Here is a 14,928-nt window from a genome sequence, read left to right as displayed (position 1 = left end):
GGCGAAAGCCAGGACCCATACCGCGAGGTCCATCGATTGAGGTCGATGGCAGTACCGAACGACTGGTCTTCGCCAAACTCCTCCCTGGGATAATGGGTCCTGGCGTTCGCCAGGACGACACCGAGTGCTTGGTCGATCGCTTCGTTCCGAATGTGCCCCCAAAACAAAACGGAGGCCGTAAGGCCTCCGTTTTCATTCGTCATGCGTCTTGGCGACTGACCGCTTATCCCAGCCGGCCCGCTGCGTGCGCGAGCAGCGTGTACACCAGGCCCGTCTCCGAGGTCAGGTGGTTGCGCAGCTCCTGCGGGCCGCGGCCGTCGCGGGCGACTTCGTCGAGCAGGCGTTCGAACTCGGCGACATAGCGGTCGACCGTGGCCTTGAAGTTGCGGTCGGATCGATACTTGCGGGCGACCTCGTCAAAGGCCTTCTGGCCGGCGGGCGTGTAGAGGCGCTTGGTGAAGGCCTTGTTCTCGCCGCGCTGGTAGCGGTCCCACATCTCGGACGCGAGGTTGCGGTCCATCAGCCGGCCGATGTCGAGCGACAAGGATTCCAGCGGATTGCCGCCACCTTGCGGAGCCTGCGGCTGCGGAGCCGGTGCAGCCTGGCGGCCGCGCTGGGGTTCACGTCCGGTGGGCGCACCCTGGTTGGCGTCCGTGCGGCTCAAGAGGTCCGACAGCCAGCCGTCGCGGCCCTGGTCGTTGCCCGCGGGTGCAACCGGCGGGGCTTCGGTGCGGCGCGAGGAGGCGGGCATGCCGAGGTCCGGCGGCGGCAGCGTCGAGGCGCTGGCGCTCTCGCGCATGCGCGTCTCGGTGCTGCGCGCGCCGACGGCCGCCAGCATCGGCTCTTCCTGGCGCTGCACGCTGGCGCGGCCCGTCGTGGAGACGTCGAGGCCACGGCCGTGCTGGGCCACGATGCGGTTGAGCTCGGCGAGGGCCTCGATCTGGTCGACGATCACCTTGCGCATCTGCGCAGTGCTCTCGGCGGCCTCCTGCGGCATCTCGAGCACGCCGCGGCGCAGCTCGTTGCGGGTGGCTTCGAGCTCGTTGTGCATCTCGAACGCCATCTGCTTCATGCTGGAGACGAGGTTGGTGAACTTCTCGGTCGACTGCTTGAACATCGCATCCGCCTCGTCGGTGGTCTGGCGGTAGATGTCGTGCATGGCCTCGACGGTCTGCCGGTGCTCCTCTTCGGAGGCCGACCGCACCGCTTCGAACTGGCGGGTGATCGCGGCGGAACCTGCGCCGGCGGTCTCCGCGACGACGCGGGCGATGTCGCGAGCCCGCTCTTCGGCGGCCGCCAGCGATTCATCGAGCAGGCCGGTGAAGCGCGACAGGCGCTGGTCGAGATCGGCCGTGCGCAGGTCGATCGTGGTGACGAGCGATTCCAGCGCCTCCTTGCGTTCGGCGAGCGAGGCGGTGGTGTTCTTGTTGCTCTGCTCGACGACCTGCGCGGCCTCGACCAGTGCCTTGCCGTGCGCGTCGAACTGGGTCGACAGCTCGCCGAGATCCTGCAGCGCTCGCGTGGTCTTGCTGTTGAAGACGTTGAGCTGGTCTTCCAGGTTCTGCGTCGCAGCGCCGTTGCGCGAGGTGACGTCGTTCATCGCCGAGACGAAGTCGGCGACGCGCGTCACTAGCGCCCGCTCGAGCGAGTTGAGGTTGTCGTGCGCACCGGTCAGCACCTCCTGGAGCAGGATATTGCCTTCGCGCAGGCGCTCGAACAGGGCGACCGTATCGGTGCGCAGGATCTTGCTGGTCTCCTGCATCTCGGTGACGGCCGCGATCGAGACCTGGCGCGACTGGTCGATCGCCGCGCGCGAGGCCTGCTCGAGGTCCTTGAGCGATTTGTTGACGGCACCCGTCGCCATCTCGCTCGCCGAGTTGATGGTTCGCGCCACCTCGGAGCCGTTGCCCATCATGGTCTGCGAGAACGCATGTCCGCGCGTCTCGATCGACTTCAGCGCGTCCGATGTGACGCGGTCGATGTCGAGCGTGAGCTGGCTGGTCTTCGAGCCGATCGCGTCCACGAGCGAACCGCGCTTGGCGTCGATCATGTTGGCGAGACGGTCGGACTGCTGCTGCACGTAGGTGACGATCTCGTCGGTCTTGCCGGTCATGGCCTGGCCGAAGCTGCTGCTGGCGGCGAGCACCGAGCGCTCGACGTCCGCCGAGCTCGACTTGACCCGCGAGCTCGCCTCGTTGGAGGCGTTGATCAACGCGTTCTGAGCGTTGAGCGCGCTGGTCTGGATGTCGTTAGTCGCGTTCGCTGTGGCCGTGCTCAGCGTACGCTCGATCTCGCTCGAGATCGTGCGGATCTGGCTTGCGGCATCCGCCGAGGTCGAGGTCAGCGAGGTCTGCGCCTCACGCGCGCTGTTGAGGATGGTCGAGGCGGTGTCGGCGCCGACCGAGGTCAGCGTGCGCTCGATGTCTATGGTCAGCGACTTGATCTGGCCTGCTGCGTCCGTCGAGGCGGAGATCAGCGTGCCCTGGGCCTCGCGTACGCCGCTGGTGAGCGCCTCGATGGTGGCGCCGCCGGCGGTCGCCAGCGCGCGCTGCATCTCGGCCGCCAGCGAACGAACCTGGCCGGTCTGTTCGGCGGAGACCGCCAGCAGGGTGCTCTGGGCATCGCGGGCGCTGGTCGTGATCGTCTCGGCGGTCGACTGGCCGACCTGCGAGAGCGACCGATGCACTTCGGCGGCGAGGGACTTGACCTGGCTCGCCGCATCCGAGGATGCGTTGACGAGCGTGCTCTGGGCTTCGCGGGCGCCGGTCATGATGGTCTCTGCCGTCGCGGTGCCCGCCATCGAGAGCGAGCGCTGCACGTCGGAGGACAGCGCCTTGATCTGGTTGGCGGTCTCGCTCGAGGCCGCGATCAGCGCGCTCTGCGCATCGCGGGCGCCGGCGGTGATCGATTCCGCGGTAGTCGTGCCGGCCATCGAGAGCGAGCGCTGCACGTCGGCGGTGAGGGTCTTGACGTGGTTGGCCGCGTCCGAGGACGCCGTGACGAGCGTGGTCTGCACCTCGCGGGCACCGGCCAGGATCGAGGCGGCGGTCGCCGAGCCTGCCGACGACAGCGTGCGTTCGACGTCGGCCGCGAGCCCCTTGATCTGGTTGGAGGCATCGCCCGACGCGGCGACCAGCGTCGACTGCGCTTCGCGGGCGCTGGTCAGGATGGAGTTCGCGGCACCGGTGCCGACAGCGGTCAGCGCGCGCTCGACCTCGGCGGAGGTCATCTTGAGCTGGGCGTTGACGTCGGAGGAAACCGTCATCAGCGACTGCTGCGCGGTGCGCGCACCGGTCTGGATGGTCTCGCTGGTGTTGACGACGAGGTTGGTGAGCGAGCGCTCGGCGTCCTCGACGTGCGAGCGGATCGCGGTCGAGATCATCTCGGCGCGGGACATCATGTCCTCGCTGGCCTGGCGTCCGCTGCTCTCGATGCGGCCGGCGACGGCCTCGACGCGTGAGCCGAGCAGGTCCTCGAACTGCGCCACGCGCACGTCGATGTCGCTGGCGACCGAGCCGACCTTGGTCTCGATGGCCTGCTGGATGTCCTGGAAGCGCGCCGTGACCGTGTCGGTCAGGTGCATGCTGCGGCCGTCGATGATCTCGGTGACGCCGGTGATGCGGCGGTCGACCGCCTCGATCGCCTGCGCGGTGCCGTCGGTGAGCGTCGAGGTCAGGAGGGTGAGACGGGTATCGATCGACTGCACCGCCTGCGAGGCGCCGTTCGTCACCGCGGTGGTCAGGTAGGTGAGGCGCGTGTCGATGGATTCGAGCGCCTGCGACGCGCCGCCGGTGAGGGTGGTCGTCAGATGCGTGAGGCGCGTGTCGATCGTCTGGATGGTCTGCGACGCGCCATCCGTCAGCGAGGTCGTGAGGTGGTTGAGACGGTTGTCGATCGTCTCGATCGCCTGCGATGCGCCATCGGTCAGCGACGTCGTGAGATGGGTGAGGCGGGAGTCGATCGACTGGATCGCCTGCGCGGCACCGTCAGTCAGCGACGAGGCGAGCGTGTTGAGCCGTCCGTCGATGGTCTCGGTGACCGACTTCGCACGGGTATCGAACGACTGTTCGAGCGCGGCGACGCGGCCGACGAGCTGCTCGTCGAAGGTCTTGATGTGACCATCGATCGTCGAGTCGAGACCCGAGATCTTGCCGTTCAGCGAGGCGTCGAGGTTGCTGACGCGCTCGCCAACCGTGGTCTCGAACTGCACCAGGCGCTGGTCGAGCACAGCCGTGATCGCGCCGCCGTTGGAGGTGAAGCGGGTGTCGAAATTGTCGACATAGGTCTTCAGCGATTCATGGATGTCCTGGGTGCGCTGGCCCATCCGATCGACGATCTCGCCGCCGAAGGTTTTCACGGTGCGGTCGAACTCGGAGATGTGGCGGGTGATCAGGGCGCCCAGCGTGCCGGAGTCGCGTGCGAACTTCTCGACCAGCTCGGTGCCTTGATTCTTCACCAGCTCGTCGAAGGCGCTCATCTGCAGCGACAGCGAGTCGTGCGCGGTCTCGGTCTGACTGACGACCTTGGCGACCAGCGTGTTGACGGTGGCGTCGAGCGCTTCGCTCGCCTTGTCGCCGGAGGTCATGATGTGGCCGGCGAGGCGGTTGCCGGCGTCGTCGATCTTGGCGGAGAGGTCGTTGGAACGCAGCTCGAGCTCGAGCAGCAGCGAGTCCGACGAATTCTTCAGGCTGTCATGCACCTGCTCGGTTCGCTCGGAGATACCGTCGACGATCGCGGCGGAGCGCTGCTCGAACTCGCCGGTGATGCGGTCGATGCGCTCGTTCAGCATTTCGTGGACGCGGTCGGCAAGGTCGACGAACTCGTCGTGGACATGGCCGGTCTTGAAGTTGAGGCTGGTGGTCAGCCGCTCGCTGGCATCGAGCACGGCGCGTGTGGTCTCGTTGCTGGCCTCCTCGAGCCGGTCGAGCAGGTCGCCGCCGCGCTCGCCGAGGGCGAGGATCATGTTGTCGCCGGCGTTGCTGAGCGCGCCGGTGATGTGGGCGCCGCGCTCTTCGAGCGCGCCGGTGATGGACTTGGCGACTTCGTCGACGCGCGAGGCAATCGCGTCCGAGATCAGTGCGATGTCGTGGCGCAAATCGATCTGCACGCCGGAGATGGCGCTGCGGACCTGCTCGGCCTGGCCGACCAGATTATCGCGCTGATGCGCGATGTCCTGGAGCAGGGCGCGGATGCGCACCTCGTTGTCGGAATAGGCGCGTTCGAGCGCCGCAACCTCGTTGGCGACCAGCGTCTCGAGCTCGCCGGCGCGCGCGATGGCGCGCTCGATGCCGTCGCCCATCGCCGCAACCTCGCGGCGGATGGCCTGGCCGACGGTCACCATGGAATCCGACGCCGAGCCTTCCGGCTCGGAGAAGCGGATCGCAACCTGGGCCATCGCCTGCGCGACCGAGCTCATTTGCTGGCCGCGCCAGACGAGGCTCGCCAGGAAGAAGAACAGCATGATCGGCGCGAAGAACATCGTGACCAGGCCGGCAATGGCCAACACGCCGCCGCTCTGGCCCATCGCCGCCTGGATCGAAGGCAGGAAACCGACCGTCAGCGCGGCGCAGGCCGCCAGCCAGATGACGGTGAAGATTGTCGCACCGGTGTAGATGTTGCGGCTCGGGCGTCCCGTCTGCAACGTCTGCAAGAGCTGGCCGATGGTCGCACGGTCGTCATTGGCGGCGCGGCGCGAGGAGCGCGGCTCCTCGATCTGGTCGAACATCGCGCGTTCGTTCGCGGCAGGACGCGGGTCGAAGCTCGGTTCGTCGAACATCGGGGGAGCCGGTGGCGCGACCGGAGGCGGCGTTTCGCTGCGCATCGAGGCGTTGCGGCTGGTGTCCGCCGCCGTGTCGCTGATGTTCAGGGCTTCCTGGATTGCAGAAAGCGCATCTTCTGTGGGGTCTTTGACCTTTTTCGGAGTGTTTGCCATGTTCAGTCCGAGCCCTCGTTACTTGTACGCGTCCCCCCGCGAGCTCTGCGCGCTACGCAAGCCCACAGTCCGGATCATGCCGCTTGCGCGGATCTCCGAGCCATCGCCACCCGGACGGCTTGTCCGCCAATTTCTCCAACATCCTATTGGCAGAGCGTCGCGAATGAAATGCCCGCGATTAAGACATTCTTAATCATCGTTAACAGGATCGCGCCGTAAGGCCTTAGCAATAAATGCAATTCTCCACTGGACTCGCCGGATTGCGGCAACTTTTCGTCAATAAACAGGCAGATTTGCGTAAAACGGCCGGAACATTTCGTTAACCATTTCCGTGCTTGGGTGGAGGGAACTTGACCGCCGGACCGGCGGACATCGCGCGATGCCGGGGCCTGCGCCATGACTCCTGAACTGCAACGGATGGACTGGATGCCCTCGCCCCCGCTTGCACCCATCGACAGCCCGCTCGACCTCGATCATCTCTCCCGCATGACGCTCGGCGATTCCGAGCTGGAACAGGAAGTGCTGGCGATGTTTGCCGAGCAGGCGGTGCGCCTGATCGCGGCGATGGCAGCGCTCCCGGCCGAGGCCGGCGCACTCGCCCACAAGCTCAAGGGCTCGGCGCGCGGGATCGGCGCCTTGGCGGTGGCGGACGCCGCAGCCAGCCTGGAGACCGCGATCCAGACCGGCCAGGGCCGGCCTCACGCCTTTGCCGCGCTGAAAGAGGCGGTGACCGAGGCGCGCGCCGCCATCGAGGCGATCCTCAACACTTAGGGCGACAACACGAGACCCGTACTCTAGTCTTTTGTTTTGACGGGTTTTCTTCCCGCGAAGCGGTATTCGCGACTTCATCAAAACGCTATGGCGCCGGGCTGACCGACCCGTTATAGGACAGCCCGGACCCTCCTTCATTCCCTAGATCGCGGCAGCACGAGCACACATGGCCAAAATTCACTTTGTCGATCACAAGGGCGAAACCCGTACGGTGGACGTCGAGAACGGCGCAACTGTGATGGAAGCCGCCATCCGCAACAGCATTCCCGGCATCGAGGCCGAATGCGGCGGCGCCTGCGCCTGCGCCACCTGCCATGTCTATGTCGACGAAGCCTGGCGCGAGAAGGTCGGCAGCCCGACGCCGATGGAAGAGGACATGCTCGACTTCGGCTTTGACGTGCGCCCGAACTCGCGCCTGTCCTGCCAGATCAAGGTCTCCGACGAGCTCGACGGCCTCGTGGTGGCGACACCGGAACGCCAGGCCTAACGCTGTTAGCTATTCATGTGCTCGGCGGCGCGACCTCGATGCCGCGCTTGTGCCAGGGTCTGAGCTTCTCGAGCACTTCCGCGATCAGTGGCGTTGGCCGGCGCGACGCTTCGTCGATCATCACGGCGACGGATGTCGCCGATGCAATGCACTTCCCTTCCGAAAACACCACCTGCTCGAACGTCACCGACGTTCGTCCAAGCTTCGCGACGCCGAGGCCGAGCTCGATTGTGTTCGGCCAGTGCAGCTCGGCGCGGAAATGGATGTCGAGCCGTACCATGATCCAGGCAAGTCCCGGCGGCGTCAGGCCGTATTCCGGAAGCTTCATCAGCGTGACACGGCCGGTCTCGAAATAGGTGGCGTAGACCGCGTTGTTGACGTGCTGGTTAGGGTCGAGATCGCCGAAGCGGACATTGTCGCTGAGGCGAAAAGGGTAGTCCTCCAGGCGCGGCGTCGTATCGAGGCGGCTTGGTGCGTTCACCGATTGATCTCCGTCATATCGTTGCCCGTTACAGCCCAGCTAGCCTGACCCGGCAAGTGGGCGCGGCTGCGGGGCGCTCCCGCTTTTATGCCTTCCCTGATCCATCCCCGTTGGCTAGACAGGCAGGGACACCTCGGCCCACAGGGCGCCGTCCCACCGAACGACCGATAAAGAGACGACATGAGCGACCCGATCAAAACCGATGTGCTGATTATTGGCGCCGGCCCCTGCGGTCTGTTCGCCGCTTTCGAGCTGGGCCTTCTCGACATGAAGACGCATTTCGTCGACATCCTCGACAAGGTCGGCGGCCAGTGCGCAGAACTCTATCCGGAAAAGCCGATCTACGACATTCCCGGCATTCCGCAGGTTTCGGGGCAGGGCCTCACCGACGCGCTGATGGAGCAGATCAAGCCGTTCCATCCGACTTTCCATCTCGGCGAGATGATCGAGACCGTGGAGAAGATCGGCGATCCCCTGTTCCGCTGCACGACGGACGCCGGCAAGGTGTTCGAATGCAAGGTGCTGGTGATCGCTGCCGGCGGCGGCTCGTTCCAGCCCAAGCGTCCACCGGTGCCGGGGATCGAAGCCTATGAAGGAAGTTCGGTGCACTACGCCGTGCGCAAGATGGAGACGTTCCGCGACAAGAACGTGCTGATCGTGGGCGGCGGCGATTCCGCGCTCGACTGGACGCTCAATCTGCATCCGATCGCCAAGCGCATCACGCTCTTGCACCGTCGCGACGATTTTCGCGCCGCCCCCCACAGCGTCGAGCAGATGCGCGCGCTGGTCGCTGCCGGCAAGATGGATCTGCGCATCGGCCAGGTCACCGCGCTGTCAGGCAACGAGGGCAGGCTGAGCGGCGCCACTGTCAAGGCTAACGACAACAGCGTCAGCGAAATTACCTGCGACACCATGCTGCCGTTCTTCGGGCTGACCATGAAGCTCGGTCCGGTCGCGAACTGGGGCATCGCGCTGGAGAACAATCTGGTGCCGGTCGAGACATCCGCGTTCGAGACCAACGTGCCAGGCATCTTCGCGATCGGCGACATCAACACCTATCCCGGCAAGATCAAGCTGATCCTGTGCGGTTTCCACGAGGGCGCGCTGATGTCGCAAAAAGCCCATCGCTACGTCTATCCGGAGAAGCGGCTCGTGTTCCAGTACACGACCTCGTCCTCCAGCCTGCAAAAGAAGCTCGGCGTCAACTGACGGCGGCGGGCGATGCCCCATGTTTCTGGTGCTGGAACAGTTCGCGAAATCGCCGTAGTCTGCGGCCATTGCAGTTGGCGGCTTAGCAAGGCGATTGGCTCAGCAAGGTGATGATAATGCGGACTCTCTTTTCCAGCTTTCGGCTGTTCTCGATCCTCGCGCTCGCGATGTCGCTCGGTGCGGTGAGCCCGGTTGCGGCGCAAGTGCAGCAGCCGACCGCCGCAGGCCTCTGGCAGAAGGTCGAGGACGGCAAGACGGTGGGATGGTTTCTCTTCATCGACCACGGCGGCATCTTCGAAGGCGTTATCGCAAAAACCTTTCCGCGGCCTGGCGACGACCCGAACGAGATCTGCGCGAAATGCACGGACGATCGCAAGAACGCGCCGGTGCTCGGGCTTTCCTTTATCCGCGACATGAAGCGCGACGGTTTGAAGTATGACGGCGGCAACGTGGTCAATCCGCGCGACGGCAACATCTGGAAGGCCAAGATGACGGTCAGCCCGGATGGGCAGACGCTGACGATGCGCGGTTTCCTCGGCATCTCCCTGTTCGGCAAGGACGAGACCTGGACGCGTCTTCCCGACGCCAACATTGCGCAGGTCGATCCCGCCATCGTCGCCAAATATCTCCCGGCGCAAGCGACCGCCGCGACCAAACCCGCGCCCGTGCCCGCGGCGAAGAAGGGCGGCGCGATGATGGCGCCGGCGCCGAAGCAGTAGGGTCTACGTCGGGGCGCCATGGCGCCCGAACTTCCATAGCTCCACACACCGCCGTCATTGCCCGCCAAGGCGGGGACTCCAGTAGGTCGCAGCCTCTCCGCGTTCTTGCGCGGTGTCCGTGGCCCCCGTGCGCAATCGCGCATGCGGCCGGCTGAGACAGCGGAGATCTTGGCGCGCGAGTAGCAGTCATACCCGTCGAAAGACCAATGCGTGCCGGACGCGCTCCAGTAGTTCCCCGGAATGCGCGGTGGCGCCGGATTTGCATAGCTATCCGCAAAGCTGTTGGGGGAATGAGTCGCCGTCCTTGACGCCCTTCGCCGAGTCGCGGAAGGCGGACGGCAGCTATCGCCCCGCGGCGATGACCTCGATCCGCGGAGACGACATGAGACGTGCAATACCGCGTGCCGCCATGCTGCTGGTCCTGACCGTGCTGCTGACCGCCCCGACGATGGCGCGTGACGACGGCCGCTACGCCAACTCGCCGTTAAAGCCCTGGTTCGAGAGCCTGCACAGCGAATACGGCCAATGCTGCTCGGATGCCGACGGCTACGTGGTCGCCGATGTCGACTGGGAATCCGACAAAGGCCGCTATCGCGTGCATCTCGAGGGCGAATGGGTGGTCGTGCCCGACGGCGCCGTCATCACCGAGCCGAATAAGATCGGCCGCACCATGGTGTGGAAGCACTATATCGACGGCCATCCGCGCGTGCGCTGTTTCATGCCGGGCAGCATGACCTAGACTGAAGCGTCATCCCGGGCGACGCGTGGCGTCGAAACGAGACTCTCGCACCAATACATCCGCGCGGCGAGGCAGCGTCCGCGCGCGGCGCTCAGGTCACCGGCGCCGGATTGAACAGCGTCAAATCGTTGTGGATGCCCCAGCGATCCGACCAGGGTTGCGTGCGGCCGCTGGCGACGTCGAGGATCAGGCGGAACAGGTCCCAGCCGGTCTCCTCGATGGTCTTCTCGCCGGTCGCGATGCCGCCGGCATCGAAATCGATCAGGTCCTTCCAGCGTCGCGCGAGCTCGCTGCGGGTCGCGACCTTGATCACGGGCGCAGCCGCAAGGCCGTAAGGCGTGCCGCGGCCGGTGGTGAACACCTGCAGCGTCATGCCGGAGGCGAGCTGGAGCGTGCCGCAGATGAAGTCGGATGCCGGCGTCGCCGCAAACAGCATGCCCTTCTGCGTCGCCTTCTCGCCGGGCGAGAGTACGCCGGTGATTGCGCTTGATCCGGACTTGACGATCGAGCCCAATGATTTCTCGACGATATTCGCCAAGCCGCCCTTCTTGTTGCCCGGCGTGGTGTTGGCGCTGCGGTCCGCGCCGCCGCGGGCGAGATAGGAATCGTACCAGGCCATCTCGCGGACCAGCGCGCGGCCGACGTCCTCGTTGATGGCGCGTCGCGTGAGCAGCTGGATCGCGTCGCGCACTTCGGTGACTTCCGAGAACATCACGGTGGCGCCGGCGCGCACCAGCAGGTCGGCGGCGAAGCCGACCGCAGGGTTCGCGGTGACGCCGGAGAAGGCGTCGCTACCACCGCATTGCAGGCCGATGACGAGATCGGCGGCCGGGCAGGTCTCGCGGGTGCGCTTGTTGAGGATCTTCAGGCGGGCCTCTGCCTGGGTCATGATCGCGTCGACGATGGCGCCAAAGCCGTCGAAGGCTTCGTCCTGCATGCGCACGATGGCATTGCTGACGCCTTCCGGCACCAGACGCTCGGGCGCGAGCTTTTCGCATCCCAAGCTGATGACCAGGATCTCGCCGCCGAAATTCGGGTTCTGCGCGATGTTTTGCAGCGTGCGGATCGGAATCACTGCATCAGGCGCGTTGATGGCGACGCCACAGCCATAGGCGTGCGTCAGCGGCACGACGTCGTCGACATTCGGATATTTCGGCAGCAGCTCGGCGCGGATGCGCTTCACCGCGTATTCCATCGTGCCCTTGACGCATTGCACGGAGGAGGAGATGCCGAGGATGTTCTTGGTGCCGACCGAGCCGTCGGAATTGCGAAAGCCTTCGAACGTGAAACCATCGAGCGGCGGCAACGGCGCGGGGACGGCGGTCGAGATTTCCAGCTTGTCGAGGGCAGGGGCCTCCGGCATGCGGATGCGCGCTTCGTCCACCCATTCGCCGGCCAGGATCGGCGCGAGCGCATGGCCGATCACCTCGCCGTAGCGGATGATCGGGGCGTCCTGCGGGATGTCGACCAGCGCCGTCTTGTGCCCCTGCGGCACGAAGGCGCGCAGCGTCAGCCCGCTGGCGAAGCGGGAGCCGGCGGGAAGGCCGAAATCATTGACAACGATCGCGACGTTGTCGCGATCGTTGAGCTTGATGTAGCGGGGCTGCTCTTTCGCTGCGACTGACTGGTCCATCTGCGCTTTGCCTCCGTAGTCGTAGGGTGGGCAAAGGCGCAACGCGCCGTGCCCACCATCTTCACACCGAACGTAAGTGGTGGGCACGCTTCGCTTTGCCCACCCTACGAATCTTCCCCGTGGCTAGCCGGGGAAGGTATAAGCCGTCTTCACCGTGGTGTAGAACTCGCGCGCGTAAGAGCCCTGCTCGCGGGCGCCGTAGCTCGAACCCTTCCGGCCGCCGAACGGCACGTGATAATCGACGCCGGCGGTCGGCAGATTGACCATCACCATGCCGGACTCGCTGTTGCGCTTGTAGTGCGAGGCGTATTTCAGGCTGGTGGTGCAGATGCCGGAGGCAAGGCCGAACTCGGTGTCGTTGGAGATCGCCAGCGCCTCCTCGTAGTTTTTGGCGCGAATGACGGTCGCGACCGGCCCGAAGATTTCTTCGCGCGCGATCCGCATGTTGTTGTTGGCTTCCGTGAACAGCGCCGGCTGCAGGTAGTGACCGGGCGTTTCGCGCTTGAGCAGCTCGCCACCCCAGGCGAGCTTGGCACCCTCGTCCTGGCCGATCTTGATGTAGCGCAGGTCCTGGTCGAGCTGGCTCTGGTCGACCACGGGGCCGATATGCACGCCGGCCTTGAGCGCGTCGTCGACCGTCAGGCCTTTCAGGCGCTCGGTCATCGCCGCAACGAAACGGTCGTGAATACCTTCGGTGACGATCAGGCGCGAGGACGCGGTGCAGCGCTGGCCGGTGGAGAAATAAGCGCCATTGACGGCGACTTCGACCGCGGTCTTGAGATCGGCGTCGTCGAGCACCACCAACGGGTTCTTGCCGCCCATCTCGAGCTGGAATTTCTTCATGTTGCTCGAGGTCACGCAGGCCTGCGCGATCTTGCGGCCGGTCTGCACCGAGCCGGTGAAGGTGATCGCGGCGACGTCGGGATGCTCGATCAGGGTCTGGCCGACCACGGAGCCCGAGCCGACAACGAGGTTGAACACGCCGGCCGGGATGCCGGAACGGGTGATGATCTCGGACAGCGCATGCGCCGAGCCCGGCACCAATTCAGCCGGCTTGAACACCACGGTGTTGCCATAGCAGAGCGCCGGGGCGATCTTCCAGGCGGGGATCGCGATCGGGAAATTCCAGGGCGTGATCATGCCGACGACGCCCATCGGCTCACGGGTGAGCTCGACGTCGATGCCGGGGCGCACCGAGGCGCCCTTTTCGCCGATCATGCGCAGCGCCTCGCCGGCGAAGAATGCGAAGATCTGGCCGGCGCGGGCGACCTCGCCGATGCCTTCGGGGAGGGTCTTGCCTTCCTCGCGCGCGAGCAGGCGGCCGAGCTCTTCCTTGCGGGCGATGATCTCGAGCGAAATCTTGTTCAACGCGTCATAACGCGCCTGCGGTGTCGATTGCGCCCAGGCGGGGAAGGCGGCCTTGGCTGCTGCGATCGCCTTCTCGGTCTGCGTCTTGTCGGCCTTGGCGTATTCGCCGACGAGATCATTGGTGTTGGAGGGATTGATGTTCTTGGTGACGCCGGAGCCGTCGACCCATTCGCCGCCGATGAAATTCTTCAGGATCGCAGTCATAGCTTCCTCCAGAGTTTTTAACGAACCAGGCAGGGACGCTTGTCGTCGAAGGTCCAGCCGGGGATCAAGTCCTGCATGGCAATAGCGTCATCGCGGGCGCCGAGTCCATGCTGCTTATAGAGGTCATGCGCGGCATCGATGGCGGCCCTGTCGATTTCGATACCCAGGCCCGGCCTCTCAGGCACGGCGATCTTGCCGGCCTTGATCTGGAGCGGCTCCTTCGTCAGGGCCTGGCCGTCCTGCCAGATCCAGTGCGTGTCGATCGCGGTGACCTTGCCTGGGGCGGCGGCGCCGACATGGGTGAACATGGCGAGCGAGATGTCGAAATGGTTGTTGGAGTGCGAACCCCAGGTCAGGCCGTTGTCGCGGCAGGTCTGGGCCACGCGCACCGAGCCCTGCATGGTCCAGAAATGGGGATCGGCCAGCGGAATGTCCACCGCGCCGAGGCGCAACGCATGGGACAATTGCCGCCAATCGGTCGCGATCATGTTGGTCGCGGTCGGCAGGCCCGTTGCACGGCGGAACTCGGCCATGATCTCACGGCCGGAGAAGCCGCCTTCGGCGCCGCAGGGGTCCTCGGCATAGGCGAGGATGCCGTGCATATCCTTGCAGAGGCCGACAGCCTCGTCGAGCGACCATGCGCCGTTCGGGTCCAGGGTCACGCGCGCATTCGGAAAGCGCCTGGCGATTGCGGTGACGGCCTCGATCTCCTGCTCGCCGCGCAGCACGCCGCCCTTCAGCTTGAAATCGGCGAAGCCGTAATGGTCGTGGGTGGCTTCCGCGAGCCGCACCACGGTTTCCGGCGTCATCGCCTGCTGATGGCGGAGGTTAAACCATTCGGGCTTGCCGCTCTCGCCGCCGACATAGTCGAGCTTGGATTTGCTGATGTCGCCGACGAAGAAGAGATAGCCCAGCGTCTCGACGCTGGTGCGCTGCTGGCCCTCGCCGAGCAAGGCTGCGACCGGCAGTTTGAGATGCTGGCCGAGCAGATCGAGCAGGGCGGACTCGATCGCGGTCACCGCGTGGATCATGACGCGCAGGTCGAAAGTCTGCTTGCCGCGGCCGCCGGCATCGCGATCGGCGAAGGCGGTCCTGATATCGGCGAGGATGTTGTTTATCGCGCCGACGGTCTTGCCGATCACGAGATCACGGGCGTCCTGCAGCGTCTGCCAGATCTTTTGGCCGCCAGGCACCTCGCCGACGCCGGTGTGACCGGCATTGTCGGTGAGGATGACGATGTTCCGGGTGAAGAACGGCGCATGCGCGCCGCTCAGATTGAGGAGCATGCTGTCACGGCCTGCGACCGGGATCACCTGCATCGCGGTGACGACCGGTGCGCCAGTGATCTCGGTCTTGGCCATCGCAGGCTCCTCCCTGTGTCGTCC

At 65.5% G+C, this 14,928-nt stretch carries 10 protein-coding genes; 5 read left to right on the top strand and 5 right to left on the bottom strand.

Going from position 1 to position 14,928, the window contains the following annotated elements; genetic code table 11:
* Nucleotides 1-223: 223 nt before the first annotated feature.
* The gene (locus ABIB91_RS34905; RefSeq protein WP_354171279.1) at nucleotides 224-5,932 is read right to left on the bottom strand and encodes an apolipoprotein A-IV repeat region-like domain-containing protein; all 5,709 of its coding nucleotides are present in this window, start codon (nucleotides 5,930-5,932) and stop codon (nucleotides 224-226) included.
* 396 nt (nucleotides 5,933-6,328) lie between these two features.
* On the opposite strand from ABIB91_RS34905, the gene ABIB91_RS34900 reads away from it, so the two are divergent.
* A complete protein-coding gene (locus ABIB91_RS34900; RefSeq protein WP_354171283.1) occupies nucleotides 6,329-6,703 on the top strand; it encodes an Hpt domain-containing protein in 375 nt (124 codons plus the stop codon).
* Nucleotides 6,704-6,869: 166 nt separating this feature from the next.
* Nucleotides 6,870-7,190 (top strand): 2Fe-2S iron-sulfur cluster-binding protein, encoded by a 321-nt coding sequence (locus tag ABIB91_RS34895; protein ID WP_045008721.1) that lies wholly within the window; start codon nucleotides 6,870-6,872, stop codon nucleotides 7,188-7,190.
* Nucleotides 7,191-7,203: 13 nt separating this feature from the next.
* Here ABIB91_RS34895 and ABIB91_RS34890 read toward each other — a convergent pair whose 3' ends face one another.
* Entirely contained in the window at nucleotides 7,204-7,671 is a 468-nt protein-coding gene (locus ABIB91_RS34890) for an acyl-CoA thioesterase (RefSeq protein ID WP_007602045.1), read from the bottom strand.
* 180 nt (nucleotides 7,672-7,851) lie between these two features.
* Here ABIB91_RS34890 and ABIB91_RS34885 point away from each other — a divergent pair, with 180 nt between their 5' ends.
* The 3 genes from ABIB91_RS34885 to ABIB91_RS34875 all read left to right on the top strand — a co-directional run bounded on the left by ABIB91_RS34885 (nucleotide 7,852) and on the right by ABIB91_RS34875 (nucleotide 10,338).
* A complete protein-coding gene (locus ABIB91_RS34885) occupies nucleotides 7,852-8,880 on the top strand; it encodes an NAD(P)/FAD-dependent oxidoreductase (protein ID WP_354171285.1) in 1,029 nt (342 codons plus the stop codon).
* 116 nt (nucleotides 8,881-8,996) lie between these two features.
* A complete protein-coding gene (locus ABIB91_RS34880) occupies nucleotides 8,997-9,599 on the top strand; it encodes a DUF2147 domain-containing protein (protein ID WP_007602051.1) in 603 nt (200 codons plus the stop codon).
* 382 nt (nucleotides 9,600-9,981) lie between these two features.
* Nucleotides 9,982-10,338 carry a hypothetical protein gene (locus tag ABIB91_RS34875; RefSeq protein ID WP_027518961.1) on the top strand — a complete coding sequence of 119 codons (357 nt, stop codon included), beginning with the start codon at nucleotides 9,982-9,984 and terminating at the stop codon, nucleotides 10,336-10,338.
* Nucleotides 10,339-10,429: 91 nt separating this feature from the next.
* Here the strand turns inward: ABIB91_RS34875 and garD are convergent, their stop codons facing one another.
* The 3 genes from garD to gudD all read right to left on the bottom strand — a co-directional run bounded on the left by garD (nucleotide 10,430) and on the right by gudD (nucleotide 14,904).
* On the bottom strand, nucleotides 10,430-11,971 hold the full coding sequence (gene garD, locus ABIB91_RS34870) for a galactarate dehydratase (RefSeq protein ID WP_007602053.1): 1,542 nt from the start codon (nucleotides 11,969-11,971) through the stop codon (nucleotides 10,430-10,432).
* Between the two features lie 123 nt (nucleotides 11,972-12,094).
* Nucleotides 12,095-13,543 carry an aldehyde dehydrogenase family protein gene (locus ABIB91_RS34865; protein ID WP_354128019.1) on the bottom strand — a complete coding sequence of 483 codons (1,449 nt, stop codon included), beginning with the start codon at nucleotides 13,541-13,543 and terminating at the stop codon, nucleotides 12,095-12,097.
* Between the two features lie 17 nt (nucleotides 13,544-13,560).
* Nucleotides 13,561-14,904: a glucarate dehydratase gene (gudD, locus tag ABIB91_RS34860; protein WP_354171289.1), complete on the bottom strand. Its 1,344-nt coding sequence runs from the start codon at nucleotides 14,902-14,904 to the stop codon at nucleotides 13,561-13,563.
* Nucleotides 14,905-14,928: the final 24 nt, after the last annotated feature.

Source organism: Bradyrhizobium sp. JR4.3 (genome assembly GCF_040547695.1).
GTDB classification, from domain to species: domain Bacteria; phylum Pseudomonadota; class Alphaproteobacteria; order Rhizobiales; family Xanthobacteraceae; genus Bradyrhizobium; species Bradyrhizobium canariense.
The sequence above is the reverse complement of the archived record's forward strand: the minus strand, read 5'-3'. Positions and strand labels throughout refer to the sequence as shown.

Bases quoted from the DNA above. Each gene is read 5' to 3' on its own strand.
- ABIB91_RS34905 (WP_354171279.1), bottom strand. From the start codon at position 5,932: ATGGCAAACACTCCGAAAAAGGTCAAAGACCCCACAGAAGATGCGCTT.
- ABIB91_RS34900 (WP_354171283.1), top strand. From the start codon at position 6,329: ATGACTCCTGAACTGCAACGGATGGACTGGATGCCCTCGCCCCCGCTT.
- ABIB91_RS34895 (WP_045008721.1), top strand. From the start codon at position 6,870: ATGGCCAAAATTCACTTTGTCGATCACAAGGGCGAAACCCGTACGGTG.
- ABIB91_RS34885 (WP_354171285.1), top strand. From the start codon at position 7,852: ATGAGCGACCCGATCAAAACCGATGTGCTGATTATTGGCGCCGGCCCC.
- ABIB91_RS34880 (WP_007602051.1), top strand. From the start codon at position 8,997: ATGCGGACTCTCTTTTCCAGCTTTCGGCTGTTCTCGATCCTCGCGCTC.
- ABIB91_RS34875 (WP_027518961.1), top strand. From the start codon at position 9,982: ATGAGACGTGCAATACCGCGTGCCGCCATGCTGCTGGTCCTGACCGTG.
- garD (WP_007602053.1), bottom strand. From the start codon at position 11,971: ATGGACCAGTCAGTCGCAGCGAAAGAGCAGCCCCGCTACATCAAGCTC.
- ABIB91_RS34865 (WP_354128019.1), bottom strand. From the start codon at position 13,543: ATGACTGCGATCCTGAAGAATTTCATCGGCGGCGAATGGGTCGACGGC.
- gudD (WP_354171289.1), bottom strand. From the start codon at position 14,904: ATGGCCAAGACCGAGATCACTGGCGCACCGGTCGTCACCGCGATGCAG.